This is a genomic window from Arthrobacter sp. LjRoot78 (genome assembly GCF_964254335.1).
In the GTDB taxonomy this organism is placed as follows: Bacteria; Actinomycetota; Actinomycetes; order Actinomycetales; family Micrococcaceae; genus Arthrobacter.
In genome coordinates this window covers 2,044,872-2,070,065 of the sequence record NZ_CAXUTG020000001.1, presented here as the reverse complement: position 1 = coordinate 2,070,065, position 25,194 = coordinate 2,044,872, and the positions used below count along the sequence as shown (strand labels likewise).

Here is a 25,194-nt window from a genome sequence, read left to right as displayed (position 1 = left end):
TGCTGGGCAGTACCCGCATGCCCACCCTGGATAAGGACAGCCACATGAGCTCCCATCACAAGAGCAGCCCGAGGGTTTCGCTCTTCTGCGCCGCCGCACTGAAGCCGGCCCTAGAAAGCCTCGGCCAGGAGTCCCTCAGCACCGAGATCGGCGCTGCCGTGGACATCGTCTACGCCTCAACCAACGTGTTGGTGCAGCGGATCGACGCCGGCGCTCTGCCGGACGTGATGATCGGCATGTCGGCCTCCCTCCAAGCTCTGGCAGCCTCAGGCGTCCTGGCGGCCGGCACCATCGTCCCTTTAGCGAAATCCGGGATAGGCATCGCGGCATGCCCTGGCAGGAAACAGCCGGACATTTCCACAGTCAGGACGCTGGCGGGAACCCTAACCGCCGCCGGCTCCGTCGCCTATTCACGCAACAGCCCCAGCGGGTTGTACTTCCAGACCCTGATCACGAAGCTCGGCATTGCCGACGAGGTGAATTCGCGAGCCACGCTCATCGACCACGGGCCCACCGCGGCAGCTGTCATCGACGGACGAGCAGACCTCGCGGTCCAGCAGATCAGCGAACTCCTGCATGTGCCCGGCGCACGGGTCATCGGCCCGCTGCCGGACTCCGTCCAGCATTACACGAACTTTGCGATTGCTTTCACTGCGCCAGCGGCACGGAAACCGGCGGCTAAAGCACTCACCCGATTCCTCACCGGGCCGCAGGCCAAGACTGCCTATGCTGATTCAGGCCTGGAAGTTTCATAGCGTCCAACGCCAAGTCGGGCGCTCCAGTGTGGCCCTAAGGGATCGCGGCGAGATCGGCCTGGCGCGGTCGCCCTCGACTGCTAGTCGCATATACTGGACAGGTTGTTCATGAAAGGCGACACATCCTGCCCGGTCCCCCGATTCATGTCGCTTGTGGCGCGAGGCAGTTCGATTCGAGGGGTGCAACCATGACACAGGCAGCCAAGCTGATTCAGCTGGTGCTCAAGGCTACACAAGTGGTTGATGAAGCGTCCGCCCTCGGCCCCTCGACTCCGGCGGACCTGGCGAAAGCTGTCGACGAACCGCGGCCTTCTGTCTACCGGATCATCAGCGCGCTGGAACAGTCCGGGATTCTCCGCCGCTCCCCGGCCGGGCTCGTTGAATTGGGCATTGGGATCTTGCGATTTGCGGAGGCGGCAACCGACGCCCTCCTCGATCATGAAGCCCTCAATACCTTGCTGGAGGGCATCCAGTCCGAGCTGGGTTTAACGGCGGCATTCTGGATACCGCGCAACGGCACTGCCGTCTGCTTGGAGCAGGTTGATTCCACGGAAGTCGATCTGCACGAGCTCTCATCCGGGCGGATCCTTCCACTCCACGCCGGTGCCGCATCCCATGTGCTACTGGCGTGGCAACCCCCCGAAGTACTCGACGAGCTCCTTGCCCAAGCCCCGTATGCTCAATGGGCGTCAAGGACGCCCATTGACTCCGAGACTCTCCGCCAACTGGTCGCAGACACTAAACGCGACGGCTGGAGAATGGAATCCAATGAGGTTGTCGATGGGATCGCGGCCTTGGGATTTCCCGTATTCAACGCGGACGGCAGCATCTTCGGTGCGTTGACGGCAGCGGGTCTGGTCGACCAAGTGGTCAACCAGCAGGAAGAAGCCAAAACCGTTCTCGCGGCTGCAGCGCAGGCCCTGACCGATCTGATGGCGGAATTCAAGCCGGTCCCGACCACTCATGAGTTCAACGCCCCCGAATCGAACGAGTCGGTATTGGCCAAAGCCAGCTCCCTCATGGATGCGCTGGCTGTCGAACGCGTCTCAACCTCCGCTAGACTCGCCGACCTCACAGGCGAACCCATCAGCTCCGTATACCGCATGTTGGGAACCCTTGTTGAGACCGGTTGGATAGAGCAGCTTGGCCACCGCGGTTCCTATCGAATCGGCAGTAAGATGATCTCCCTCGCGGGGAATCTGCTGAACCAACTGGACTTGCGGCGGGCTGCGCTTCCCGTGCTCCGCGAAATCCACGATGCAACCGGGGAAACTGTATTCCTTTGCATCAGGAGCGGTACCCGTGCCGTATGCATCGAGCGGATAGACGGAAAGCGAGTGAACAGTCGCCGCTTGGCCCTTGGAAGCTCTTTGCCCTTGCACCTCGGTGCCGCACCTCGCGCTTTGTTGGCTTTCGACACCCCCAAGTCCTGGGAGGACTACGCTGCGGTCATGGTCCAGAGCTCGGACTTTAGTCTCGGCGCGCGATCCCGCGCGGAATTCTATGGAAAGCTCAAAGAAATCCGCGATGCCGGCTTCGCCCTCAGCGACGACGAAGTCACCTTGGGAATGGCCGCCGTCGCTGCCCCGATTTTTGATCACCGCGGCCATGTGATGGCGTCCCTATCGGTCAGCGGACTACGAGACGGTATCCTCCACCAACCGGATTCCTCACCCAGCATCATCGACCTGGCCTGCGATGGGGGTCGACGGCTTTCAAGCTATTTTGGCGCCCCGGGATCATAAATCTAGCGGTCCACCTCGCCCTACATCACGGAAAAGGCGAAGCTGCGCCGCTGCATGGCGGATTGATCGGACATGCCCTCGTGTGACGAGGCACCCCCTTCAAAGCCTCCCGCGCAAATGTCAGGAAGACGGGTCCCGCGGCTTAGCCGTGGGACCCGTCTTTGCTGGCCGGGGGTTGCCTGGTCCGGCTTGTGGGAGGTCAGCGGGTAGACGTTCTGGGCGCGCGATCGTTGCTGGCGGTTGCCGGTGCTTTGCCGATGGTGTCCAGGTCGAAGTCCTCGGGACGAACCAACGACGGTGAGGGCCGCTGATGCCGCCCTCACCGCTGTCTGCCTGCCAGCACTCGTAGGCCGGTCGGGTCCCCGAAACAAACACGTTCAGGTTCGCGATCATGCCTCCGATACCGAGACCGGCGAGAACGCGGTACGCCATGAGCTGCACGACGTCCCCGGCGAAGACGGACAGGACCATGCCTGCACTGACCAGGACCAGGGCGACCAGCATCATCCTGCGGCGGCCGATCTTGTCCGAGAACGGCGTTAGAAATAGGGAGCCAGCGGCCATGCCCACGAGGCCGGAGCTGAGCAGGAACCCGAGAGTAACGGGGTCAAGGCTCCAGGCTTTGGAGAGGGACGGCGCTGCGTAGGCGGCGACTGCCACGTCCATACCGTCTATCAGCATCAGGGCAATGGCGACGGCGACTGCCCGCATTGGAGCCTGCTCATCGGTGATGAGCGGACTTCGTTGACATGTTTACGTCCTTGTAAATTGGCGCACTGAACCGGGCAGCCGCAAGCGGCTGTCTGGTTGCTGGCGTCGTGTCTGGTTGTGGTTGCGGTAGTACGCGGCCGGTACTGCCTTCGGGTTGTTCAGGCGGTTCGGACGCGGACGGGCAGGGATGCCCAGGCCCGCAGGGTGTTGTTGTGGTGCCTGCGGGTTGGTCCTGAAATCTCTATGGAGGTGATCCTCTTGGCCAGGACGCTCAAGATGGTCGCTGCCTCCAGGCGCGCGATGTGCTGGCCGACGCATTGGTGGATGCCGAAACCGAAACCTACATGGCCGGAGGGATCCCGGTTCAGGTCGAAAGCATCCGGGTTTTCCCAGCGTCGCGGATCCCGGTTGGCTGATCCGAGGAACATGAGGATCTTGCGGCCTTCGGGGATGAGTGCGCCGCCGACTTCGATGTCCCGTGTCGTGGTCCGGAAGAACGTCTGGACAGGTGACTCGATCCGTACGGCCTCGTCAAAGGCGGTGCACGACAGGGCGGGTTTTTCGCGCAGCAGGTCCCACTGGTCAGGGTGGGTGGCGAAGGCGTAGAGGACGGCTGCCAGGCCATTCACTGTCGTGTCCACTCCGGCGGTGAGCAGCGAGCGGACAATCAGGGGCGCCTGGGCCTCGGTGATGTCTCCCCTGTCCGCGGCGGCCCAGATCTGGGCACCGAATCCGTCAGCGGTCAGGACGTCGCGTGCGCATTGGGAGGCTATCGAGGCCGAGAGCCCGGCCACGCGCGGCGCCCCTTTGGCGACGAGCTCGTTTGGCGGGCCGAAGGCGTTGAAGACGCCGGTCCCCGTAGGGAAGGAGGTCTTCCCTGCCCGCCTGGGGTATTCCCACGGCGTCGGGAAAGACCCGGAGGGGAAACGCCGCGGCCAGGTCCGTGACGGCATCGAACTCTTTGCCTCTTGCCAGCAGGTCCTCGACCAGTTCCTCAGCGTCGGTGGCCCAGGATTCGCCCAGCCTGCGGATTTCACGGGGCCCAAGGATCTTGGTGAGGACCGCGCGGGGCGCGTCGTGGTGGGGTGGGTCCGCTTCGAGCAGCAGGCTCGGGGGACGCCACGGCTTGTCATAGCGGAAGTTGCTCAGTCCGACGCCGGCCGCGGACTGGAAGGTTTGCCAGTCGGTCAGGGCGGCGTGCACTTCGTTGGAGCGGCCCATCGCGAACATATCGTATTCGTCCAGATGGACCACCGGGCCCGCGGCGCGGAGGTCTGCCTGGAAGGGAAGCGGGTCCTCCAGAACAGGGCCAGGGGCGGCGGAGCCCTGCGGAGCCGGCACTGGCCCCACAGCCGGCCGCGCCAGCGGACGCCCTTTTCTGGTGAGCCCTGCGGACGCTCCATCAGGACCCCGGTCTTCTTTCGGCCTCCCTGACTTCGGTGGCCGCGCGTCCCCGGTCGCCGGCGGTGCGTGTGCGTATGGCGGTCCGCCGCCGCCGACCCACGGCGCAAGCCGACCACGGCGGCGGACCGCCAGCGGTGACCGCCCCGGCAACGGGACGGCCACCTGAAGGATTAGTCTGCGAGAAGTTCGGCTGCATCGGACACCAGCACCGCCGCGCCTTCTTTCAGGAGCCTGTGGCATCCTGCGGAGTTGGCGCTGTGCACGCTCCCGGGGACGGCCGCGACATGCCAGGCAATGGTTTCGGCGTGGTGTGCAGTGTTGGGCGCCCCTGAGCGCCAGCGGGCTTCCACGACACAGGTCACCCTTGCAAGGGCGGCGATGATGCGGTTTCTCTGCAGGAAGGATGCCTGACGGCTGGTTCGTCTCAACGGGGGTTTATGACGCTGAGTTCATCTAGGCGAGCGGCTCAGGCGCCGATTCCCGAGGCTCCCTGGGGTGCGGGACCTGCGGCCATGCCTGCCCACAACAGGTCTGTTGTGGCAACCGTCAGGGCGTCGATGGAAGTTCCATCCAGGAGGTTGCCCGCCGCCAGCACAGCGGCTCCATGCAGGTTCACAAAGCAGACGAGCGCGAGCATCTCGCGGTCCCCTGGCGCCAGCTCCCCGGCGTCCTGGGCTTCAGCGATGAGCGCCCTGGCGACCGCTATGCCGTCTTCACCGATGCTGCGCAGTTCATCGCTGGCGTCAGGATGGTGTTTGGTGGAGTGCATCACGGCCAACAGGACCGGGTGGGCGACCGCGAAGTCCACATAGGCCCTGGCGATCCGGACAAAGCGTGACCGATGGCCTCCGGCGGCTTTGGACGCTCTTGTGATCCGGGCATTCATGCTGCGGAAACCGTCTAGGGCGAGGGCATCGAGAAGCGCCTGCTTGTCACGGAAATGCTTGCCGGGTGCCGCGTGGCTCACACCCAGGTCACGCGCGAGCTGCCGCAGGGAAAGCCCCTCGACTCCTGCTTCTTCGATGACTTCCCTTGCACGGGCCAGCAGCGCCTCGCGGAGCTTGCCGTGATGGTAGGGCTGATCGGTCATGAGATGAGTATAGCCACAAAGTAGTCATTGACTACAATGATGCCAATGTCTACTATGTAGCCATTGGCTACATAGAGTAGCTGCCACACGGAATGGATTCGACATGACCATGAGCTACACCGGAACCACGGCACTCATCACTGGAGCGAGCTCCGGGCTCGGCGCGGAGTTTGCCGCACGATTTGCAGCGCGCGGGGCCAACCTTGTGCTGGTCGCACGGCGGACCGACAGGCTTGAGGATCTCGCCCGGAAGCTGCGCGACGCGCACGGCATTTCAGTGACTACGCTCTCGAAGGATTTGAGCCGTGCGGGAGCCGGAGCGGAACTCCGCGAGGAGCTTGCCGGCCGGGGCATCCGCATCGACACCCTGATCAACAACGCGGGCTTCGCCACGAGCGGCCCTTTGGTCAAGGAAGACCCCGCGGTCATCGCATCGGAGATCTCCCTCAACGTGGCCTCTCTCGTCGAGACCACGCGGGCATTCCTCCCCGAGATGCTCGCCGCCGGGAGGGGCGCACTCATCAATGTGGCCAGTACCGCAGCTTTTCAGCCGGTGCCTGGGATGGCGGTTTACGGAGCAACCAAGGCATTTGTCCTGAGCTTCACCGAAGCCGTGGCGCATGAGACGAAGGAATCCGGCCTTCGTGTACTCGCGCTCTGCCCGGGGGCTACCCGCACCGAGTTTTTCGATGTACTCGGGAGCCAGGCCGCAGCGGTCGGCCGGCTGCAGGGCGCCAGCGATGTCATCGACACCGCCCTGCGCGCTCTCGATCGCCGCACTACACCCGTGAGCGTCGTCTCAGGCTTCGGAAATCGCCTGCTGGCCGGCATCGCGCAGCGCCTCCCCCGAAACATCGCCCTCGCCATGGCCGGCAGAGCCGTACAGGACTAGTGCTACAGTCGCATTTCGCTTCGCCCTGTTGGTCTTCGCCACGCCCGTATCTTCACAACCCACCGAGGATGTAGCAATGAATCAGACACCCGACGTACTTCGTTATGCCGCCTTTACCAGCACCCCCGACGGGGGAAATCCGGCGGGAGTAGTACTGGGCGCAACCCGTCTCGATGACGCCCGGATGCAGGCCATCGCGGCCGACGTCGGGTATGCGGAAACGGTCTTTGTCACGGAGGTGTCGGTTGACGGGGACTCCCGCCGGAACCGGGTGCGGTACTTCTCCCCGATCGCCGAGGTGCCGTTCTGCGGCCATGCCACAATTGCTTTGGCCGTCGCGCTGTCAGGGCGGGATGGCGCGGGGACCTTTGTTTTCGAGACTCTGGTGGGGCCCGTCGTGATCGAGACTGCAGGCCATGGCTCAGCGGTGACCTCATCCTTCACGAGCGTGGAGCCGCGAGTGGCCGAGTTCCCCGACGATGTTCTAACCACCCTGCTCGGATTGCTCGGCATGGGCCGGGGCGAGTTGCACCCGGCGTACCCGCCGATGGTCGCTTTTGCCGGAAACTGGCACCCCATTCTCGTCTTCGCGGAACGCAAGGCCTTTGACTCGTTCGTTTTCGACCCGGATACCATGCGCACACTGATGGATGCGCAAGACTGGGCTGGCACCGTCACGACGCTCTACGAGATGGGGCCGGGCGAATTCGACTCGCGCAACCTCTTCCCGGTGGGCACCATCACCGAAGATCCGGCGACCGGTTCGGCTGCCGCCGCTTTCGGCGGATACCTGCGCCTGCTCTCACTCGTGGAACCGCCAAGCCGCGTGGTGGTGCGACAGGGAAGCCATGTCGGCCGCCCGAGCGTGCTCACCGTCGACATGCCTCCGTCCGGCGGGATCATCGTGCACGGAGAAGCCGTCGAAATCGCTTGATGCGTACGGGACTCCATACCGCGGTGCGATGCTGCTGTCGCGTTTGGGGAACCCTATGCGGGACGGATCTCAAAACTACTTAGAGGCCGCGGGTTTGGCGTGCTGAATCGGCAGCTTCAAGGTAGTTCCACATGACTGTTGTTCCGCCGACAGGCGGAACGGAAAGCTTCGGGTCTGAGCTATGCACCAAGCACATCAGGCGGTGACCAAACAAGGCTGCGTAGGAGGCTTGGCGGGCAAACACGTCCAAAAGCCTATGAGCCCCGACGGGGTCAACAACTGAAAATTCCGCGTAGCCGCGAAGTACCAAGACTAGCCCGGTATCTGCGGCGACGGACCATCCATAAGAACCGACAGCAACCTCGCTCAGGCAATCGTTGAGCGCGTCCAAGCTGCCTCCGTAATAGGCGGGAAATTCGAGGGCCGAAGCGATGTCGACGTGCATTTGCTCCAACTCTTCCCACTCTGCGGCGTCAAGCGAAATGACCCGGTAACCATGGAGGGCAAGCCACTCAGCGGTATCTTCCAGGACCGACTTCTGAAAGAACAAACTAATGAAGCCGTTTTGGACAAGGTACGCGCGCGTATCAACCAAGGACCAGTACCCGGTTCTCGACGAAAATAGGAGTGAAGGTTGCTTGGGTGGCGACTGTCGGGAACATCTGGACACCGCCTCCCAAACGCGTGGAGAACACTTCCCGAAAGCATAGTTAACGAGGGCGCTTGCGTGCCAAGTCCGACCCCGAAACACCCTAGTGTCGGTAACCATGATCAATCCCAATCATCGTCACCGCCGTGCGGTTATCACCGCGCTTGCCGTGTCCCTCCCCATTGCCTTCCTGGCACCAGCAGGCGCCTCCACCGCGGCACCCACGGCTCCGGAACTGGATCAGCAGACCGCCCGATCATTACAGCCTTCCCACCTGGATCTGGGCGCGCCGGACCTGCCCGAGACGCGCAACGTGACCACTCTGGCCCCGGGCCTTACCCGGACCACAATCACCCCGGGGTGCCCCTAACCAGGACTTCTTCTGGACCGCTGAGGTTGCCGTTCCGTCCACCTCCCTGGATCCGGACGCTCCGGCATCAGCGCTGTCCACCCAGGCAAAAGCCGATGAAGTCGCCGACAAGCTCACCGCCGCAGGTGTTGTTGCACGGGTTGAGCATGTCCAGTCACCGCAGCTGGCCGATGCCGGCGGGGACCTCGGCTACCGTGTGCGTGCCGGCCACTTCTCGGCCAAAACCGACGGTGCCGCCACTGTCGCCCAGATCCAGGCGGCCGGCTACAAATCCTCAGTGATCTACACCGGCTGGGATGGCGACGAAGGCTCCAGCCAAAACGACCGCGGGCCCTGGAAGCTGGAGGTCCTCACCATTGATCCCAAGGAATTCCGCGGCGACCTTACGTCCTCTTTCGGCCCCAACCTCGAAGACCGGGAAACGACCGGCCAGCTCGCGGCCGCCTCCGGCGCATTGGCAGCGACCAACGGCGGCTACTTCGTCATGGACCCCGCCGCTGGAGCCCCGGGCGATCCCGCAGGCGCCGCGGTGCACGACGGCAAGGTCCTCAGCGAACCCGTCGGGGACCGGCCCTCCCTCGTCATCGGCGCCAAGAACGAGACCTCCATCCAGCGACTGCAATGGCACGGCACAGTCACCACCCCCGTCAACACGGCAGAGCTCGCCCTGGACGGTCTGAACCGCGTGCCGGGCCTCATCCGCAACTGCGGCGGCACCGACGACACGCCGACGAACCTTCCGCTGCACGACTTCACCTGCACCGACGCAAACGAGATCGTCGCCTTCACCCCGGAGTTCGGCGCTACAACACCGTCCGGTCCCGGACTCGAAGCCCTCCTCGACGCCCATGGCACGGTCACCGCCGTCAACAACACCCGGGGCACCACTGTCCCGGCCGGCGGCCACACCCTGCAGGCCACAGGAGCGGAGGTCGACAAGCTCGCAGCCCTGGCTAAGGCCGGCTCCAAGCTGACGGTCAACACGGATCTGCTCAACGAAGCCGGGAAACCCCTCAAGACCAGCGCCACCACCGACGTGGTCAACGGCGGACCGACACTGGTCCAAAACGGCGAGCTCAACGTGACCGCCAAGCGCGACGGCATGGTGCGCACCGGAGACGGCAACTCCTTCTTCTACGGGTGGGTGCACAAGCGGAATCCGCGCACCATTGCAGGCGTTGACGCCCAGGGCCGTACCCTGCTGGTCACCGCCGACGGGCGCCAGACGACGTCTCTCGGACTGAGCATCAAAGAATCCGCCGACGTGGCCCGGTCCCTGGGCATGGTCAACGCGATCAACCTGGACGGCGGCGGATCAACAACGATGGTCCAGAGCGGTCAGGTCGTAAACTCCCCGTCCGACGCGGCCGGTGAACGCCCGGTCGGAGACGCACTCCTCGTCTTGCCCGGCCGCAAGCCGTAGCCCGGCACAGGCCAAGACGCCGACTTCCCGGACCGGTTGCGCGACGTCGGCTGAACGGGTCACTGAAGCTGCCCAACCAGTACACCCTTACCCCTGCGCTGGCAACAAGGTGACCACTAGCCAGGCCACTGGAAGCCCCTGCACCTTCACTGGGCAGGGGCTTCCTTATATCTGGGCGGAGAAGCCTCGGGACGCGTGCAGCTACTACTGTCTTAGCCGGTCCTTGACGGCGTGTTCGACCAGGATCGGAACATAGTCACGGACCCTGCCGGTGTCCAACGTCCGGTGTTCCTGCTCGACGAGGTCTTCGATGTGTTGCCGCGGCACGGCCGGATACTTTTCGGCGAGCCGGTCCACGACATGGTCAAGTGCCCGCAATTCTTCGATGACTCCCATTGGGAGAGTTTCGGGCCGGCCATCCCCTGATACAAGACTGGTTTTTTTCGCCGGGCGGGGTTAACGGCCGCCTCCTGCCCATCATCCTGCGGACATCAGCAGGCAACCTTCGCCCACCATCCTTCAAGCACGAGCACCACGACAGACACGCCCGGCACTTCCAGTCCTGAAAGAACCGCTATCCTCTCGATGGCGGCCCTTTCCTGCGGCGATCAAATTGAAGCCTCCTACAAGGGCACCCTGGTGCAACCGCGGCCAGGTCACGGAGATCGCCCCCAGCCAGGAGCTGTTCTGGATCACGGACTACCTCACCGGAAGCCGCCGCCTTCTGGACGTTGCCGAATTCGAGATCGACCGGCTGGCCAATCCGTCTGCCACCGAAGAGTCGGGCATCTAGACGGGGGTCGTCCAATATAGCCAGGGATGCTGAAGAAGCGTTTCGGGTCGTCGGAGCCCAGCAAGTCATGGTGGAAGGCGATGGCGTCAACGGGCCGGGTGTCCACAAACAGGACCCCGACCGTCCGGGAGTGGACGATGGTGTAGCGCGTGGGCCCGTCGAGCCAGGAGTGGATGCCGGTGTACTCCTCGACGAACAACCCGTCGCCGAGCAGGCCCCGCTCCTCGAGCAGGTTATAGACAACTTTCCAGGCGAGATCCATCAGGTCATGGATGGCCGCCTCCACAGTTGGAGCCGTCATATCTCCATGGTGCTCCCGGGCACTGACAGTCTTGCGGAGCCTGGCCGCGTGTCCTGAAGACGGAACGGAACAAGGGTATCCCCGGGTGCCGATCAACGAAAAGTCAACGTTTCTTGCTGGAGTCGTCGATCAGCCACCGCCTTACGGGCGTTGCTGTCGAGCAGCTATCCGGCAAGCGTTTTGCGTCGAAGCGGACTGTCCGGTTGGATGATTGTTGTGTCAGCTGAATGGGTGTTCCGGCCAAGTGATCTTTCTGACGCGCAATGGATGGCGGAGTTGCGAGCCGAAGTCATGCGCCCCGACCTGGAACGACTTGGTCGTTATGACCCGGGCCGTGTTCGCAAGCGCTTCCTTGACGCCTTCATTCCCGCGCACACTCGCGTTATCCAAGTCGACGCGGAAGACATTGGGCTCGTGGCACTCCGTCCAGAATCCGATGCTCTATGGCTAGAACACTTCTACCTCGCGCCGGCACATCAGGGACAGGGTATTGGGAGCAAAGTTCTGGCCCAGATCATGGCGGAACGCGATGACAGTCGACCTTACCGTCTTAACGTCCTTCGAGGCAGCCCTGCACGCCACTTGTACGAGCGCCACGGATTCGTCCTCGATCACGAAGATCTCATCGACGTCTATCTGGAAGCCCCTCCACTCGCGGCTGCACGCTAGCCGATTGACTCACGTGCGGCGGGGCCACGGAGACCGGCCGGCCGAAACGTGTGCCATTCTGCCTCGCGGCTGCGATGCCGGCGTTGACCCGCTCAACGATCAGATCGCGGTCGTACTCGGCGAGGGTGGCGAGCATATTCAGCATCGTGCGCCCGGTCGATGTCGCCGGGTCAATGCCGTCGGCGATCGAGCGCACATGGACGCCGTGGTCGCGCAGCAGGGTCACGGTGTTGAGCACGTCGATCAGCGACCGGCCCAACCGAGCAAAATGGTTGAACCGAACATCAGTGCTGTAGTAGTAGCTGGCTCCGGCGCTGAAGAAAGGGCATAAAGCAAGTCTTCTGTGCGCTCGTCACCGAGTTGCGGTTGGCAACGCTCAGACGATGCCAACCGTGACCAAAGCGCGCACGAGAATGCGAGAACAGGAGACGAATCACCGCGCTCCGCCTGTCACAGCATCTAGGAATCTCCCGAGGAGATCGGCCAGTTCCTCGGGAGACTCCAACTCGAGGTGCTCAAAGACCGAGGCAGTGAAGGGCCCATGGTTGAACTCGGCGTCACCAGACTCCCAAAGTAACAACTCAACGTCCGAGTCAGTAGACAGAGCCACCAGGAGATGAACTGACGGGTTTGCCGTGCCCGGCGGGCCGGACAGAAGCGTGACTTGACCGTGCTGCTCGAGCACATCCCGGTGCGCCGCAACCCAAGTTTCAAGGCGAGCAAGGTGCGTCATCGGCGACACACTACCACGATGCAGGTGGCGGGCGGCATTTGGCTCTGTTGAAACTTCTTATGACTGGTCTCCCGAGACAAGAACTTTGACGCAGAAAGTCTCTCCGAACACCGAAACTGCATTTCCCGTTGCTATGTCTCCCTTAGCGATCAGCGACATAATGCACGATTGCTACTTTCCAATCGCCGGAGCCCCACGAGGTTTTCCATCCATAGGACAGTTCTTACCGCTCACTGCGCTTGGGGCAAATTACAACTGAACATTTTGATTCTACGTACATTCATTGGTATCCGGCAAATGGACGGAGCCAAGAGATAACCGGCTTTGGCTTTCGCTTCTTGACCGCGGCAGGGCATGTAGATGGATTAGGGTCATCCATTTCGTTTGACTTCGATAAATACGGACCCCTGGAAACGACTACATTTCTTTCAGTTTCAGGATGGATTGCCGATAACGATCTAGGAGATGCCGGAAATCATCTGTACGTGATTGGCGCGGAAGAGTCATGGCAGGCCTTTGCTGTCAATATCATGACAGCATTTGGCGAGTACTACGATCCGTATCCTGTAACCTGGACAGAATTCCGTTAGTTTATTCGGAACGAGGCGCCATTCGATCAGTGGTCGAGTGGCGCCTCCACGTTCCTGTAGACAACCCTGCCAGCCTTGCTGCTTCAGAGGAAATAAGGCCGAACACTATGCTCATGCCGAGTACCCAAAAGTAGAACCTACAATTGCGGCCAGAAAAACAGCAACGGAAAAGGTCAGAACGCTAAACTTGCCCGAAGCAATCCAGGTGCCGATCAGAACCGACACAAATAACGGCGCCGCAAGCATTCCAAGAACGACTCCTCGAGTCGTTAAGTTTGCTCTAAATTGAGCAGTCATACTGCATTCTTACTCAAATCACCTCACAAGGTCGGCCATTCAAGCGAGCCGCATCACTAAAACCGATATCCATGCAGCTTTGCGTCGTATCACTGAACCTTATAGTGCCGGTACGGCGGAAGTTCTTTCCGACGTATGCTCCGTCACAGTGGTTTCTTCTTCACCATAAGCACCACATCGACATGGGATCCTGGTGTCCAGTCAGGCAGCCTGCGGCCGTCGGGATGGGCCAATGTCAGGGCTACCACTTCGTCAGCGACCCCGGCCTTCGCCGTCACCGTCAGCTTGACCTGTGACGCTTCGGCGGCGGAATTCTCTCCAGTGAACATCTCGGCTCCTTTGCTCGTCTTGTTCTTCACAAAGGTTCACTCACGGGTGACCGCCGCCACTACGCAACTCTCAATGGTTGAGAGGAAAACGTGGGACGACTTACGGGAGTGGCGGTGCCGGGTACAGCATCGCCCGGGAAACGGCGCCTGACGCGGCTTGAAGGACTGCGATGCGGGAGCGTGCAGTATCGTCATTGGGCACAATGATTGCCAGGGCGGCCACCACCTTGCCCGCAGGGTCCCGGACCGGCATGGCGACGCCGGTGGCGTCGGGGTGAATGTGCCCGGCGAGCAATGCATACCCTTGGCGCGCGGTCAGGCGCTCCACGAAGAGCACCTCATCGCCTTCCATGACTCCGAGCTGGATGTGCTGGCCAACGATTGCATGCAGGTCTTCCATGACAGGCATCGCTGCTTCCCGCAGGCTGAGCGTCGGTGAAGCCCGGGAGACGAGCTCCCACATGCGGACCCCGATCCGCACCTTCCGGTCCTCGTCCCGTTGCAGCCAGCCGAAGCTGCCCAGTTCCTCCACCAGCCGGGAGGCGGTAGCGATGTGCAATCCGGAACGGCGGGCAATTTCGGTGATGGTCAGCGCGGAATCGCCCGGCCCGAAGGCTTCGACGATGCGGACGACTCGGGAGAGTACCGACTCTCCCCTTTGGGTGCGGGGCATGTTCAATAGCATCCGTGATCGCCTCTCCCCGTGTCGAGCGTCATGGCCACCATCGCTACGCCTTGCGGAGAATCCACTAGCCGTCTCGAACGGCCGGCGGCAAACCTCCCTCATATATCCGTACGGCGAATAGCACATATCCTGATTTACGGCTTCCACGTATACCAAACCTGCCGCAGAGTAGTTCCAAGACCTGCAAAAACAAGCAGCCAGTACGCAGAAGGAATTCAACGTGGAAACTCCCCTGTCCCATCTTGCCCACCTCGAAATCACCACCCCGGACGTCGACGCCTCGGCACGGTTCTACGAGGAAAAGTTCGGCATGCGCATCATCGACCGGGCGGACGGCAACGTCTACCTGCGCTGCTGGGGCGATTACTACCGCTACAGCCTGGTCATTACCGAAGGACCGGAAGCATCCCTGGGCCGGATGGCCTGGCGCACCAACTCCCAGGAAGCCCTCGAAGCGGCCGCCCAGCGCGTCGAAGCAACGGGCGTGCAGGGCACCTGGACCGCCGGCGGCCACGGCTACGGCAAGGCCTATGAATTCACGGGCCCTTACGGCCACCGCATGCGCCTCTTCTTCGACGTCGAAAAGTTCGTGGCAGAACCCGGTTTCGAGTCCACCTACCCGGACCGGCCGGAGCGCCGCAGCAGCCACGCCGCAGCACCCCGCTTCCTGGACCACGTCACAGTCGCCTGCTCGGACGTCCGTGGCTTCGCTAAGTGGCACAACGAATCCCTGGGCTTCCGCGTCATGGCCTTCGTGGACCTGGACGAAGCACCCATCACCGTCTTCTCCGTCCTGACCACAAACGAAAAGTCCCACGACCTCGGCGTCGTCCTGGACACCTCCACCCGCGCCGGCCGCGTCAACCACATCGCGTTCTGGGTGGATGCCACCGAAGACCTCCTCCGCACTGCGGACGTCATGATGGAAAACGGCACCGCCATGGAATACGGGCCCTCCATCCACGGCGTGGGCGAGCAGAACTTCCTGTACTTCCGGGACCCGTCAGGGCTGCGCGTGGAGCTCAATTCCGGCGGCTACCGCAACTACGTCCCGGACTGGGAAGCCAACACCTGGAAGCCGTCCGAGGGCTCCAACAACTTCTACAAGAACGGCGCCATGCCGCACTCCATGACCGAATCCTTCCCGCCGGCCGAAGGCTTCACAGCCACCGAAGAAGGCGCCTCTCCCGAAATGAAGGAAGCCCTGCTGAACCCTTACGCCAAGCAGGGTCGGGGTTAAAACACCATGACCGAAGCAACGTACTCCCTTATCCGTTTCCAGGAGCCGGGTGACAGCAAAGCTCGCGTGGGCCTCTTGGTGGACCAGCGGGTCCTGCCGGTGGACGGTGACATCAACTCCCTGATCGAGCACTGGAACACTACCGAGGGCCGCTTGGACAGCCTGGCCGCCTCTGCAGGTGAGGAGACCGGCCTGGCGCTGGCCGACGTCGAAATTCTTGCCCCGGTGGAGCCGGTCCAGGTCCTGCAGACCGGCGCGAACTACCGCAAGCACGTGATCGACCTCGCCGCCGCACACCGCGAACCGGGCCAGGACGAAGAAGAAGTCCGCGCCACGACCGCCGCGATGATGGACAAGCGGGCAGGCCAGGGCACCCCGTACTTCTTCATCGGGCTTCCGACGGCGATCGCTTCCGCAACGGACGACCTCACCCTGCCTGCCTACTCCAAGTCCCATGACTGGGAACTGGAGCTGGCGGCGGTGATCGGCAGGACGGCCTTCCGGGTCACACCAGAGGAGGCACTGGAGTATGTGTTCGGCTACACGATGGTCAACGACATCACCACGCGGGAGTACGTTTTCCGCAAGGACATGCCCGCGATCGGATCGGACTGGTACCGCGCCAAGAACGCCCCGGGCTTCCTCCCCACCGGTCCGGTGCTGCTGCCGGCCAAGTTCTTCGGCGACCCGCAGGACGTGCAGGTGACCCTGAAGCTCAACGGCACGGCCATGCAGGACGAGTCAACGCAGGACATGATCTTCGGAGTGGCCAAGCTGGTCAGCGAGGCCTCCCAGATCATGCCGCTGCGTCCGGGCGACCTGGTCCTGACCGGCAGCCCTGCCGGCAATGGCCAGCACTGGGGCCGGCTGCTCCAGGACGGCGACGTCATGGAAGGCACCATCACCGGCCTGGGCACCCAGCTGATCCGCTGCAAGGATGAAGCTCACACTGAAGGCAGCAAGCCGTGACCACCCAGGACACACGCACCACCGGCACCGGGGAATCAGCCGATTCCCCGGTGATCCGGCGTGAGGATCCGCTGGGCAGCATCCGGGCCATGGCGGAGGCGCACAACAACTGGGGCCGCTGGGGCGCAGATGACGTCCTGGGCACCCTCAACTTCATCGACGCTGCGAAGCGCGTTGAAGCTGCGGCGCTCGTTAAGACCGGCGATGCGTTCTCGCTCTCCCAGCCGTTCGACACCAACGGCCCGCAAAAAGGCTGGCGGCGCCGCACCAACCCTGTCCACACCATGACGGACACCGGCGTGGACGCCGAACGCGGCAACCAGGGCTTCCCGCACGGCTTCGGCGGCGCTGATGATGTCATTGCCATGCCGCTGCAGTGCTCCACACAGTGGGACGGCCTCGGCCATATCTTCGACCAAGGCAAGGCCTGGAACGGCCGGGCCGCCGGCGACGTGGTCACCTCCGAGGGCGACCTTGTGACCGGCATCGAAACCGCCGCGGCCAAGATCGTCACCCGCGGCGTCCTGCTGGACGTCGGCCGCGCGCTCGGCCCGGAACTGGGAAGGACCGACGGCGAGCTGCCGGACGGGTTTGCCATCACCCCGGAACACCTTGAGCGCACCATCGAACTGCAGGGACCCAGCTCCATCGTCCGCCGCGGCGACATTGTGGTGATCCGCACCGGCCAGCACACCCGGGTCCGCCGCGACGGCTGGGGTGAATACGCCGGCGGCCCCGCACCCGGACTGTCCTTCAGCACCGCACCGTGGCTGCATCACAGCGAAATCGCCGGGATCGCCACGGACACCTGGGGCTTCGAAGTCCGTCCCAACGAATTCGACGGCGCCTTCCAGCCCCTCCACCAGATCGCCATCCCCAACCTGGGGCTCTTCCTGGGCGAAATGTGGGACCCGGACGCGCTGGCCGAGGCCTGCGCGGCTGATGGCCGGTACGACTTCATACTCACCGCTGCGCCGCTCCCCATCACGGGTGCGGTCGGATCGCCCGTCAACCCGATCGCCGTCCGGTAGCTTTCAGCTAAACAGCAACAACAATCCACCAGCAGTAACGCCGTCAACACAAAGGAGTCAGCGATGGCAGCAGTACAGAACGTCGGAATCGTGGGGGCGGGAGCCGCGGGACTGACCGCAGCCATCCTCCTGGCCGACGCCGGAATCGACGTCGAAATCCTGGAAAAGGCGGACGCTCCGCAGACCCTCGGATCGGGAATCACCCTGCAAGGGAACGCCCTGCGGATCCTGCGCCAGCTCGGGGTCTGGGAGCAGGTCGAGGCCAAGGGCTACGCATTCGGCACCCTCGGCCTGCGCGCACCGGACCCCGCCGGTACCGTGATCGCGGTCCTGGAGGACATGCGGACCGGCGGCGACGACCTCCCCGCCACCCTGGGCATGTACCGCCCCGACCTCACCACCATCCTCCGCGAACGCGCCGAACAGGCAGGGGCCCGCATCAGCTACGGCAGGACGGTCACCGGAATAGCGGACGACGGCGGCTCCGTCACCGTCAGCACCGCCGACGGCACGACCGAGAATTATGACCTCCTGATCGGCGCCGACGGCCTGCACTCAGCCGTCCGCAAGGCGATCGGCATCGACGTGGAACCTGCCTCCACCGGCATGGGCATCTGGCGTGCCTTTGTGGAGCGTCCCGCGGATGTGGTCCGCACCGACCTCACCTACGGCGGCCCCTGCTTCATCGCCGGCTACTGCCCCACCGGCCCGGACACCATCTACGCCTACCTGGTGGAGAAGGCCCAGGAGCGCAGGCACGAGGACGGCCCGCGCATCATGGCCGAACTCGCCGCTGCCTACGGCGGGCCATGGAACGAGATCCGCGCCAACCTGGACCACAGTGCCCGCATCAACTACACGTGGTTCACCACGCACCTGGTGGACGGGCCCTGGAACCGCGGCCGCACCGTGATCATCGGGGACGCCGCGCACAGCTGCCCGCCCACCATCGCGCAGGGCGCTGCCATGGCACTCGAGGACGCGGCGGTGCTCGCCGAACTGCTGATCAGCGCCGATGACGTCACCGAGACGCTTTGGAAGGAGTTCGCCGACCGCCGGCTGGACCGTGCCAAGGCAGTGGTCAACGCCTCCGTCCAGCTGGGCCAGTGGATGCTCGACGGCGTCCGCGACGCCGACGTGCCGGGCCTCATGCACTCGATCTCCAGCATGGTCAAGGAACCCGCATGAGCACCGATCCTGTTGCAAACCCCACGGTGGACGTCCACGCCCACATCCTGCTTCCGGCCCTGCAGCAGCTGGTTTCCGACGCCGACTCCGAAGGTTTTGGTGCCCAACAGGCCTTGGAGGTGCGCCGTAACGGCCCGGAGTCGATGGCCGCTTCAGGCCGGATGATCAAGGAGCGCTGGCCACAGCTGACGGACCTGGACCGCCGGCTGCAGGACATGGACGCCCAGGGCGTGGACGTGCAGCTGGTCTCGCCGTCGCCGTCGCACTTCTACTACTTCGCCGGCGAGGAACTGTCGCTTCAGCTGGCCCTGGCCGCCAACCGGGCGGTGCGCGAGTTCGTTGACCGCGCCCCGGAACGCCTCAACGGCCTGGGCCTGGTGCCGCTCCAGCATCCCGGGCTGATGGTGGACGCCCTGGAGCACGCGGTGCTGGAGTGCGGGCTGCTCGGCGTGGAGATCGGCTCGTTCGCCGCCACTCCCGGCGACCCGGAACGCAGCACCGTTGAACTCTCCGATCCGAGGCTTGAGCCGTTCTGGGCCCGGGCTGAAGAGCTGGGCGCACTGGTGTTCCTGCACCCGTTCGGCTGCTCCCTGGATGAACGGCTGGACCGCTTTTACCTGGCCAACACCGTGTCGCAGCCGGCCGAAAACGCGGTGGCCCTGTCGCACCTGATCTTCGGCGGAGTCCTGGACCGCCACCCGCTGCTGAAGGTTGTGGCTGCCCACGGCGGCGGATACCTTCCCACAAGCCTGGGCCGTTCCGACCACGCGTGGAAAGTCCGGCCGGAAGCACATGGCTGCGCCCAGCCGCCGTCGTCATACCTGAAGAAGCTCTACTTCGATTCGCTGGTCCATGACCCGGCTGAGCTGCGGGCGCTGGTGGCGGCAGCCGGCCCGGAGCAGGTGCTGCTGGGCTCCGACTACCCCTTCGACATGGGATCCGACCTCCCTGTGGACGAAGTGCGCGCGGCCAGCCTTCCCGCGGACGACGAAGCCAAAGTGCTGGCCGGTAACGCCGCAGCCCTCGGCATCACGCCCGCTTCAATCCTCACCGCCCGACCCACAGCTTAAGGGACAACGTCATGGTCAAGATTGCACGCTGGAATTACGACGGCGGGACGCAGTCCGGCTTTGTGGTCGGCGGAAACTGCTACGCCCTGCCCGCGGGCAGGACCGTCAACAGCCTGCTGGAAGCCGGACTTGCCGAAACCCTGGCCCTCGCCGGCAAAAGCATCGGGTCGGCGGCGCCCGTGCCGCTGGCGGACGTGCAGCTGATTGCCCCGCTGGCGCCTGCCACCATCCGTGATTTTGTGGCCTTCGAGGAGCACGTCGAAGGGGTGCGGAAAAGCATCGACGGCGTGGCCGGCGTGGTGCCCGAGTGGTACGAGGCACCCACGTTTTACTTCACCAATCCGCACACCGTGACGGGAACCGGCGAGGTGGTCGGGATTCCGGCCGGCTGCGACGACCTGGACTTCGAGACCGAAGTCGCCGCCGTCGTCGGACGCGTTCCCGGGAGCGACGGCCGGAACCTGACAGCAGCGGAGGCGCACCAGCACATCTTCGGCTACACGGTGCTCAATGACTGGTCCGCGCGGGACCTGCAGCGCCGCGAGATGAAAGTAAGCCTTGGCCCGTGCAAGGGCAAGGACTTCGCCAACACCCTGGGCCCGTGGATAGTCACGGCGGACGAGTTCGAGGACCTGCACGACGCCGAGGGGTTCCTGCCGATCTCCATGGCCGTGGAAGTCAACGGGGAAGCCATCGGGCAGGACCTGCTGTCCAACATGGGCTGGCCCTTCGCCGAGCTCGTTGCCTACGCGTCGCAGGACTCAGTGATGAAGCCCGGCGATGTCCTGGGCTCCGGCACGTGTGGAAGTGGCTGCCTCGCGGAACTCTGGGGACGGAACGGCTCGAAGACTCCCCCGCCGCTCAAGACCGGCGACGTGGTCCGGATGACAGTGGAAGGCATTGGCCGCATCGAGAACACCGTGGGTGAGCGGCGCGATGCCGTTACCCGTATTCCTGCCCGGACCCGCCCGCGGAACCGGGTTGCGGCTGCGGCTGCTTCGGGGGCCTGAGAGTGGTTTCCTTCCAGCTCGCGGGCAGGACAGTGGTGCTAACGGGGGCCGGCCAGGGTCAGGGGGCTGCCGAAGCGCGGCTGTTGGTGGAGGCCGGAGCGTGCGTCATCGCGACGGACCTCGCGGCGGATATGCCGGCTGAGTTGGCCGCTTTGTCGTCGTCGTCCGGTGGTGCGTTGGTGTACCGCCAGCTTGATGTTGCCGATGCCTCCGGCTGGTCCGGTCTCGCTCAATGGATACAGTCCCGGGGATGGAGGGTGGACGGCCTGGTGAACAATGCCGGAATCACCCGGAGGAGCCGGCTTCTGGATGCCTCGGTGGCCGACCTGCAGAAGGTGTACGAAGTGAACGTTGCCGGAGCTTTGCTGGGAATCCAGGCCCTCACACCCCTGATGAGGTCCGGCTCCGCGATCGTCAACGTGGGTTCGGTCGCAGGACTGACGGCGCACTATCCGGTCGCCTACACCGCCAGCAAATGGGCCCTGCGCGGGCTCTCCCTGGTGGCGGCCACGGAGCTTGGCCCGCAGGGTATCCGGGTGAACACCGTCCACCCGGGCTTCATTGATACGCCCATGACGGCGAGCGCCAAGCCGGAGTTCCGGCAGGCCACCCTGGCCGAAATCCCGCTGGGCCGCACCGGAGGCGTGGAGGAGGTGGCCGGCGTCGTGCTGTTCCTGCTCAGTCCTTTGTCCTCCTTCGTGACAGGCGCGGAAATTCCGGTGGATGGCGGCCAGTCGGGCCACGGCGGCGCCAAGTCGGTCTCGGACGCCATGCGTTAGCCCGGCAGCACCGCCGACCAGCCGCCGTCGACCATCAGGTTGGCGCCCGTCACGTAGGACGCGTCGTCCGAGGCAAGGAACAGTGCGCACTTGGCGACTTCTTCCGGCGTGCCAATCCGGCCCAGCGGGATGCTGCCTGCGATGGTTCGCATAGGGTGGTCTGCGGCCAGGAGGTTGCCCTCGGTTGCGGCGGTGCGGATCATTCCGGGACTGACGGCGTTGACGCGCAGTCCGTGCGGAGCCCCTTCGGCCGCGAGCTGCTTCGTCATGGCAACCACGGCTCCCTTGGTGGCGGTGTGTGCCAGGCGGCCGTTGGTCATGGAACCGGTGACCCCTGCCGTTGAGCCCACCAGGACAATGGCCGTGTTCCGCGCCTGGATCAGCCGGGGCCAGAAGTACTTCACCGGCAGGAACACCACATCCAGTTCATGCGCCACGTTCCATTTCCAGTCGGCGAACGTGAGCTGCTCCACCGGGGCGAAGCGGGTGACCGCCGCGTTGGCATACAGGATGTGGACCTGGCCGTGGGTTGCGGCCACATCCTGCGCCCATGCCGCCACAGCGCCCTCATCCGTCAGGTCAACCCTGCTGCTGGCCATCCGGCCACCGGCCGCGGTGACCTGCTCAACGGTGGCCGCGGCGCCGTCGTCGTCCATGTCGCAGCCGACCACCAGCGCACCCTCGGAAGCGAAGGCGAGGGCGGCCGCCCTCCCCTGCCCGCTGGCGGTTCCGGTGATCACGGCGGTTTTGCCGGCCAGGCGCTGGCTGGAGACAGGCATGGGTCTTCCTTTCGAAGGGATGTTTCTCCGACTCTCTCAGTGATGCCCGGGATGGGGAACAGCGCGTTTGGTCTACCTGGTATCCGCCGCGTCGATAGTCACCGGGTGGACCGTGACGGGGAAAAGTCCGTGCAGCCGCGAACAGGCCCGCTGCACCACGGAGCGCAACCAGGCGCTGGCGGGGTCCTCCGTCTGGGAGGGGTGCCAGTACATGGCCTCCACAAGGGACGCCTCGGTGCCTTCGGAGAACTCCAGCACCACAATGTCCCCTCCGCGCTGGGCACGTGCCGCCAGCATCATCGGGACCAGTGCCACCAGATCCGTTCCTTCGACCAGCAGCGGCAGCGACAGAAACCCGGCCACCACGGCTGCCACGCGGCGCTGAACACCGCGGGATTCAAACAGCTTGTCCGCCGGGGTGCTGATGCCCTCACCGAAATAGCCGACGGCGTGAGGCACCGTGGCCAGGTCGTCCAGCGTGAGGCGGGGCTGCTGGAGCAGGGAATTTCCGGAATCAGCCACTGCCACGAAACTGTCCCGGAACACCTGCTTGCTCGTACCCTGCATGTGGTAACCGGTTGGCCCCACCAGAAGGTCAATCTTTGAATAGTCGGCCATTTGGCCCTGGATGCCGGACTTGGCCGTCGGGACGAAGTCCACGGACACGCTTGGGGCCTCCTCCCGCAGAATCCCCCGCAACGGACCAACAATCAGCGCCGCAGCGTAGTCCGACGCCGCAATCACAAATTCCCGTTCGCTCGTGGCGGCGTCGAAACCTGACCGCACCCGGGTGGCCCGCTGGATGTGAAGCATGGCTTCATCTACCAGCGGGACCAGGGATTGCGCAAAGGGCGTGAGGTCGTAGGTGCGGCCGTTCCGGACCAGGAGTTCGTCGTCGAAGTGCCGGCGGAGTCTGGCCATCGCCGCGCTGGTGGCAGGCTGGCTGAGCTGAAGCCTCTCGGCCGCCCGGGAAACGTTGCGTAGCTCCAGCAGGACCTGAAGTTGGGGCAGCAGGTTCAGGTCCAGGTTCTTCATACCCACAGGTTATCCGTACAGTACATCCACAGCACGAATGTCCGCCGGTACCGACCAGGCGGCCACGACCCGAGCATCTTGTCCCGTTAGGCCATCACTTGTTCCGCGAAACGTCGGTCCCTTGCGGCGTCCGGCCGCGTTTGTAGACTGAACGGGGATTCACCTATTCGGTTAGCAGGGGATGGCAATGAAATGGCCACTTTTCGGGAACTCCATCACGCTGCGGCGCCACTCCTGCTGCCCAACGCATGGGATGTCGGATCCGCCTTGGCTTTCGCGACAGCGGGGTTCCCGGCAGTCGGCACCACCAGCTTTGGCGTTGCGGCAAGTGCCGGCCTGCCGGACGGAGGTCGATCCAGCAAGGCAGTAACCACGGCACTCGTGGAGCATTTGTGCCGCCTGCCTGTCCACGTCACGGCGGACATCGAGGACGGCTACTCCGATGACCCTGCAGAGGTTGCGGAACTTGTGGCCCAACTGGCTACCCTTGGCGTGGCCGGGGTCAACCTGGAGGACAGCACGGCCGGGCACCTGGTCGATCCAGCAGCCTTTGCCGACAAGGTTGCCGCCGTCAAGAGACGCAGCCCGGCCATGTTCGTCAACGCACGGGTGGACAACATATGGTTCGGCGAACAGGCCACTGTGGATGCCGTCCTGCTCCGTGCCTCTGCCTACGCCGACGCCGGGGCGGACGGAATATTTGTCCCCGGACTTGTGGTTCCGGAGGACATCCGGACCATTACCGCCGGCATTGGGCTGCCGCTCAACGTGCTGGCGCATCCCTCGCTGACTGTTGCCGAGCTGGGTGCGCTGGGCGTCCGGCGGGTGAGTTCCGGTTCCCTGCCGTACCGCGCAGCAGTTGACGCGGCCGTGAACGTCGTCAGCGCCCTGCGTGACGGCAAGCAATCGCCGGCCGCCACTTCGTACTGGGAGATGCAATCGCGTCTTATGTCATTTAGCCAGCGCCTCGGGGGTTGACTGACCCCCGTTAGCGCGAACCAGCCCACGCCCAAGGCTCCACAACCGGGCGGCACAGATCCGGTGGGGTGGGATTTTACGTCGACGTTGCCGGGAACCTTGTGCGTAATCCTCCACTCCGCAGCCCTCTTCGAGGTGCTGGTTTTCGCCTGTATCGGGATGTATCGTTGAGTATCGTTCGCGTCCCATTAGGAGAGCAGCATGCGTAATTCATACCCTGCGGGCGGATTTGGCGGCCCCAACATCGAGGGTATGTGGCACGCCGTTGAAGAGCTGCGTTCAAGGTTTGAGAATCGCTCCGGCACCCGCGCGGGGCGGGGCGAGGTGCGCTCGGCGGTGCTGGCCCTGCTCGCGGAGCGGCCGATGCACGGCTATCAGATCATCCGTGAAATCGAGGAGCGCAGCAGCGGCAGATGGAAGCCCAGTGCCGGCTCCGTCTACCCCACGCTGCAACTTCTGGCCGATGAGGGGTTGATCCGTGCCGAGGAGTCCAACGGCCGCAAGATCTACTCGCTCACCGAAGCAGGCCGGGAGGAAGTGGCGGGTGCGCATGCATCAGCGCCGTGGGAGTCAGGAGGCCAGGCTTCCGGCACCGGATTCGCGGCACTGCCCAAGGCTGGCCTTGAGCTAGCGCAGGCCGCGTCGCAGGTAGGTCGCACCGGCTCGCCGGAGCAGGTGCAGCAGGCCGTGGCGGTGCTCGACGAGGCACGTCGCCGGCTGTATTCGATCCTCGCCCAGGACTGAC

The 25,194-nt window shown here is 64.1% G+C and carries 30 protein-coding genes and 1 pseudogene; 18 read left to right on the top strand and 13 right to left on the bottom strand.

Annotated elements, in window-relative coordinates; all coding sequences use genetic code 11:
* The first annotated feature begins 44 nt into the window (after positions 1-44).
* Both ACSQ1X_RS09530 and ACSQ1X_RS09525 read left to right on the top strand, forming a co-directional pair.
* Entirely contained in the window at positions 45-755 is a 711-nt protein-coding gene (locus ACSQ1X_RS09530) for a molybdate ABC transporter substrate-binding protein (protein ID WP_436057480.1), read from the top strand.
* Between the two features lie 188 nt (positions 756-943).
* The gene (locus ACSQ1X_RS09525; RefSeq protein WP_436057479.1) at positions 944-2,500 is read left to right on the top strand and encodes an IclR family transcriptional regulator; all 1,557 of its coding nucleotides are present in this window, start codon (positions 944-946) and stop codon (positions 2,498-2,500) included.
* 120 nt (positions 2,501-2,620) lie between these two features.
* Here ACSQ1X_RS09525 and ACSQ1X_RS09520 read toward each other — a convergent pair whose 3' ends face one another.
* The 5 genes from ACSQ1X_RS09520 to ACSQ1X_RS09500 form a co-directional block, all read right to left on the bottom strand.
* Positions 2,621-3,211, bottom strand: coding sequence for an MFS transporter (locus ACSQ1X_RS09520; RefSeq protein WP_436057478.1), 591 nt, complete (start codon positions 3,209-3,211; stop codon positions 2,621-2,623).
* 158 nt (positions 3,212-3,369) lie between these two features.
* Positions 3,370-4,005 carry a cytochrome P450 gene (locus ACSQ1X_RS09515; RefSeq protein WP_436057477.1) on the bottom strand — a complete coding sequence of 212 codons (636 nt, stop codon included), beginning with the start codon at positions 4,003-4,005 and terminating at the stop codon, positions 3,370-3,372.
* Positions 3,947-4,552, bottom strand: coding sequence for a hypothetical protein (locus tag ACSQ1X_RS09510; RefSeq protein ID WP_436057476.1), 606 nt, complete (start codon positions 4,550-4,552; stop codon positions 3,947-3,949). Before ACSQ1X_RS09510 ends, ACSQ1X_RS09515 begins: the two co-directional genes overlap by 59 nt.
* A 233-nt stretch (positions 4,553-4,785) precedes the next feature.
* Entirely contained in the window at positions 4,786-5,043 is a 258-nt protein-coding gene (locus tag ACSQ1X_RS09505) for a DNA-processing protein DprA (protein WP_436057475.1), read from the bottom strand.
* A gap of 38 nt (positions 5,044-5,081) precedes the next feature.
* A complete protein-coding gene (locus ACSQ1X_RS09500) occupies positions 5,082-5,705 on the bottom strand; it encodes a TetR/AcrR family transcriptional regulator (protein WP_055806340.1) in 624 nt (207 codons plus the stop codon).
* 103 nt (positions 5,706-5,808) lie between these two features.
* On the opposite strand from ACSQ1X_RS09500, the gene ACSQ1X_RS09495 reads away from it, so the two are divergent.
* Both ACSQ1X_RS09495 and ACSQ1X_RS09490 read left to right on the top strand, forming a co-directional pair.
* Positions 5,809-6,597 carry an SDR family NAD(P)-dependent oxidoreductase gene (locus ACSQ1X_RS09495; protein ID WP_436057474.1) on the top strand — a complete coding sequence of 263 codons (789 nt, stop codon included), beginning with the start codon at positions 5,809-5,811 and terminating at the stop codon, positions 6,595-6,597.
* Positions 6,598-6,673: 76 nt separating this feature from the next.
* Positions 6,674-7,531 (top strand): PhzF family phenazine biosynthesis protein, encoded by an 858-nt coding sequence (locus ACSQ1X_RS09490; RefSeq protein WP_436057473.1) that lies wholly within the window; start codon positions 6,674-6,676, stop codon positions 7,529-7,531.
* Between the two features lie 79 nt (positions 7,532-7,610).
* On the opposite strand, the gene ACSQ1X_RS09485 is transcribed toward ACSQ1X_RS09490, so the two are convergent.
* Positions 7,611-8,126 (bottom strand): barstar family protein, encoded by a 516-nt coding sequence (locus ACSQ1X_RS09485; protein ID WP_436057472.1) that lies wholly within the window; start codon positions 8,124-8,126, stop codon positions 7,611-7,613.
* Positions 8,127-8,298: 172 nt separating this feature from the next.
* Here ACSQ1X_RS09485 and ACSQ1X_RS09480 point away from each other — a divergent pair, with 172 nt between their 5' ends.
* Both ACSQ1X_RS09480 and ACSQ1X_RS09475 read left to right on the top strand, forming a co-directional pair.
* Complete coding sequence (locus ACSQ1X_RS09480) at positions 8,299-8,550, top strand: hypothetical protein (protein WP_436057471.1); 252 nt, start codon at positions 8,299-8,301, stop codon at positions 8,548-8,550.
* A gap of 46 nt (positions 8,551-8,596) precedes the next feature.
* Entirely contained in the window at positions 8,597-9,973 is a 1,377-nt protein-coding gene (locus tag ACSQ1X_RS09475; RefSeq protein ID WP_436059308.1) for a phosphodiester glycosidase family protein, read from the top strand.
* Positions 9,974-10,177: 204 nt separating this feature from the next.
* Here ACSQ1X_RS09475 and ACSQ1X_RS09470 read toward each other — a convergent pair whose 3' ends face one another.
* Entirely contained in the window at positions 10,178-10,369 is a 192-nt protein-coding gene (locus tag ACSQ1X_RS09470; protein ID WP_305940793.1) for a three-helix bundle dimerization domain-containing protein, read from the bottom strand.
* A 217-nt stretch (positions 10,370-10,586) separates the two neighbouring features.
* Here ACSQ1X_RS09470 and ACSQ1X_RS09465 point away from each other — a divergent pair, with 217 nt between their 5' ends.
* Positions 10,587-10,766, top strand: a complete 180-nt coding sequence (locus tag ACSQ1X_RS09465) for a hypothetical protein (protein WP_436057470.1) — start codon at positions 10,587-10,589, stop codon at positions 10,764-10,766.
* Between the two features lie 508 nt (positions 10,767-11,274).
* Positions 11,275-11,736 carry a GNAT family N-acetyltransferase gene (locus ACSQ1X_RS09460; RefSeq protein WP_436057469.1) on the top strand — a complete coding sequence of 154 codons (462 nt, stop codon included), beginning with the start codon at positions 11,275-11,277 and terminating at the stop codon, positions 11,734-11,736.
* Between the two features lie 28 nt (positions 11,737-11,764).
* Here ACSQ1X_RS09460 and ACSQ1X_RS09455 read toward each other — a convergent pair.
* Positions 11,765-12,004 (bottom strand): annotated as a pseudogene (locus ACSQ1X_RS09455) (recombinase family protein); the annotation flags it as partial.
* Positions 12,005-12,708: 704 nt separating this feature from the next.
* Between ACSQ1X_RS09455 and ACSQ1X_RS09450 the strand changes: the two are divergent.
* Positions 12,709-13,059, top strand: coding sequence for a hypothetical protein (locus ACSQ1X_RS09450; protein ID WP_436057468.1), 351 nt, complete (start codon positions 12,709-12,711; stop codon positions 13,057-13,059).
* A 111-nt stretch (positions 13,060-13,170) separates the two neighbouring features.
* On the opposite strand, the gene ACSQ1X_RS09445 is transcribed toward ACSQ1X_RS09450, so the two are convergent.
* The 3 genes from ACSQ1X_RS09445 to ACSQ1X_RS09435 all read right to left on the bottom strand — a co-directional run bounded on the left by ACSQ1X_RS09445 (position 13,171) and on the right by ACSQ1X_RS09435 (position 14,358).
* Positions 13,171-13,356, bottom strand: a complete 186-nt coding sequence (locus ACSQ1X_RS09445; protein ID WP_436057467.1) for a hypothetical protein — start codon at positions 13,354-13,356, stop codon at positions 13,171-13,173.
* Between the two features lie 143 nt (positions 13,357-13,499).
* Positions 13,500-13,685 (bottom strand): hypothetical protein, encoded by a 186-nt coding sequence (locus ACSQ1X_RS09440; protein WP_436057466.1) that lies wholly within the window; start codon positions 13,683-13,685, stop codon positions 13,500-13,502.
* 100 nt (positions 13,686-13,785) lie between these two features.
* Positions 13,786-14,358 carry an IclR family transcriptional regulator gene (locus ACSQ1X_RS09435; protein WP_436057465.1) on the bottom strand — a complete coding sequence of 191 codons (573 nt, stop codon included), beginning with the start codon at positions 14,356-14,358 and terminating at the stop codon, positions 13,786-13,788.
* 232 nt (positions 14,359-14,590) lie between these two features.
* Between ACSQ1X_RS09435 and ACSQ1X_RS09430 the strand changes: the two genes are divergently transcribed.
* The 7 genes from ACSQ1X_RS09430 to ACSQ1X_RS09400 all read left to right on the top strand — a co-directional run bounded on the left by ACSQ1X_RS09430 (position 14,591) and on the right by ACSQ1X_RS09400 (position 21,657).
* Positions 14,591-15,610 carry a VOC family protein gene (locus ACSQ1X_RS09430; RefSeq protein ID WP_436057464.1) on the top strand — a complete coding sequence of 340 codons (1,020 nt, stop codon included), beginning with the start codon at positions 14,591-14,593 and terminating at the stop codon, positions 15,608-15,610.
* 6 nt (positions 15,611-15,616) lie between these two features.
* The gene (locus ACSQ1X_RS09425; protein ID WP_436057463.1) at positions 15,617-16,579 is read left to right on the top strand and encodes a fumarylacetoacetate hydrolase family protein; all 963 of its coding nucleotides are present in this window, start codon (positions 15,617-15,619) and stop codon (positions 16,577-16,579) included.
* Positions 16,576-17,610: a cyclase family protein gene (locus tag ACSQ1X_RS09420; protein WP_436057462.1), complete on the top strand. Its 1,035-nt coding sequence runs from the start codon at positions 16,576-16,578 to the stop codon at positions 17,608-17,610. Before ACSQ1X_RS09425 ends, ACSQ1X_RS09420 begins: the two co-directional genes overlap by 4 nt.
* A 63-nt stretch (positions 17,611-17,673) precedes the next feature.
* Positions 17,674-18,798, top strand: a complete 1,125-nt coding sequence (locus ACSQ1X_RS09415) for an FAD-dependent oxidoreductase (protein WP_436057461.1) — start codon at positions 17,674-17,676, stop codon at positions 18,796-18,798.
* On the top strand, positions 18,795-19,868 hold the full coding sequence (locus ACSQ1X_RS09410; RefSeq protein WP_436057460.1) for an amidohydrolase family protein: 1,074 nt from the start codon (positions 18,795-18,797) through the stop codon (positions 19,866-19,868). Before ACSQ1X_RS09415 ends, ACSQ1X_RS09410 begins: the two co-directional genes overlap by 4 nt.
* Before the next feature lie 11 nt (positions 19,869-19,879).
* On the top strand, positions 19,880-20,878 hold the full coding sequence (locus ACSQ1X_RS09405) for a fumarylacetoacetate hydrolase family protein (RefSeq protein WP_436057459.1): 999 nt from the start codon (positions 19,880-19,882) through the stop codon (positions 20,876-20,878).
* Positions 20,879-20,880: 2 nt separating this feature from the next.
* Positions 20,881-21,657: an SDR family NAD(P)-dependent oxidoreductase gene (locus tag ACSQ1X_RS09400; protein ID WP_436057458.1), complete on the top strand. Its 777-nt coding sequence runs from the start codon at positions 20,881-20,883 to the stop codon at positions 21,655-21,657.
* On the opposite strand, the gene ACSQ1X_RS09395 is transcribed toward ACSQ1X_RS09400, so the two are convergent.
* Both ACSQ1X_RS09395 and ACSQ1X_RS09390 read right to left on the bottom strand, forming a co-directional pair.
* The gene (locus tag ACSQ1X_RS09395; protein ID WP_436057457.1) at positions 21,654-22,436 is read right to left on the bottom strand and encodes an SDR family NAD(P)-dependent oxidoreductase; all 783 of its coding nucleotides are present in this window, start codon (positions 22,434-22,436) and stop codon (positions 21,654-21,656) included. The genes ACSQ1X_RS09400 and ACSQ1X_RS09395 overlap by 4 nt on opposite strands.
* A gap of 72 nt (positions 22,437-22,508) precedes the next feature.
* The gene (locus tag ACSQ1X_RS09390; RefSeq protein ID WP_082506988.1) at positions 22,509-23,471 is read right to left on the bottom strand and encodes a LysR family transcriptional regulator; all 963 of its coding nucleotides are present in this window, start codon (positions 23,469-23,471) and stop codon (positions 22,509-22,511) included.
* Between the two features lie 192 nt (positions 23,472-23,663).
* Here ACSQ1X_RS09390 and ACSQ1X_RS09385 point away from each other — a divergent pair, with 192 nt between their 5' ends.
* Both ACSQ1X_RS09385 and ACSQ1X_RS09380 read left to right on the top strand, forming a co-directional pair.
* On the top strand, positions 23,664-24,449 hold the full coding sequence (locus ACSQ1X_RS09385) for an isocitrate lyase/PEP mutase family protein (RefSeq protein ID WP_055806389.1): 786 nt from the start codon (positions 23,664-23,666) through the stop codon (positions 24,447-24,449).
* Between the two features lie 201 nt (positions 24,450-24,650).
* On the top strand, positions 24,651-25,193 hold the full coding sequence (locus ACSQ1X_RS09380; RefSeq protein WP_055806393.1) for a PadR family transcriptional regulator: 543 nt from the start codon (positions 24,651-24,653) through the stop codon (positions 25,191-25,193).
* Position 25,194: the final 1 nt, after the last annotated feature.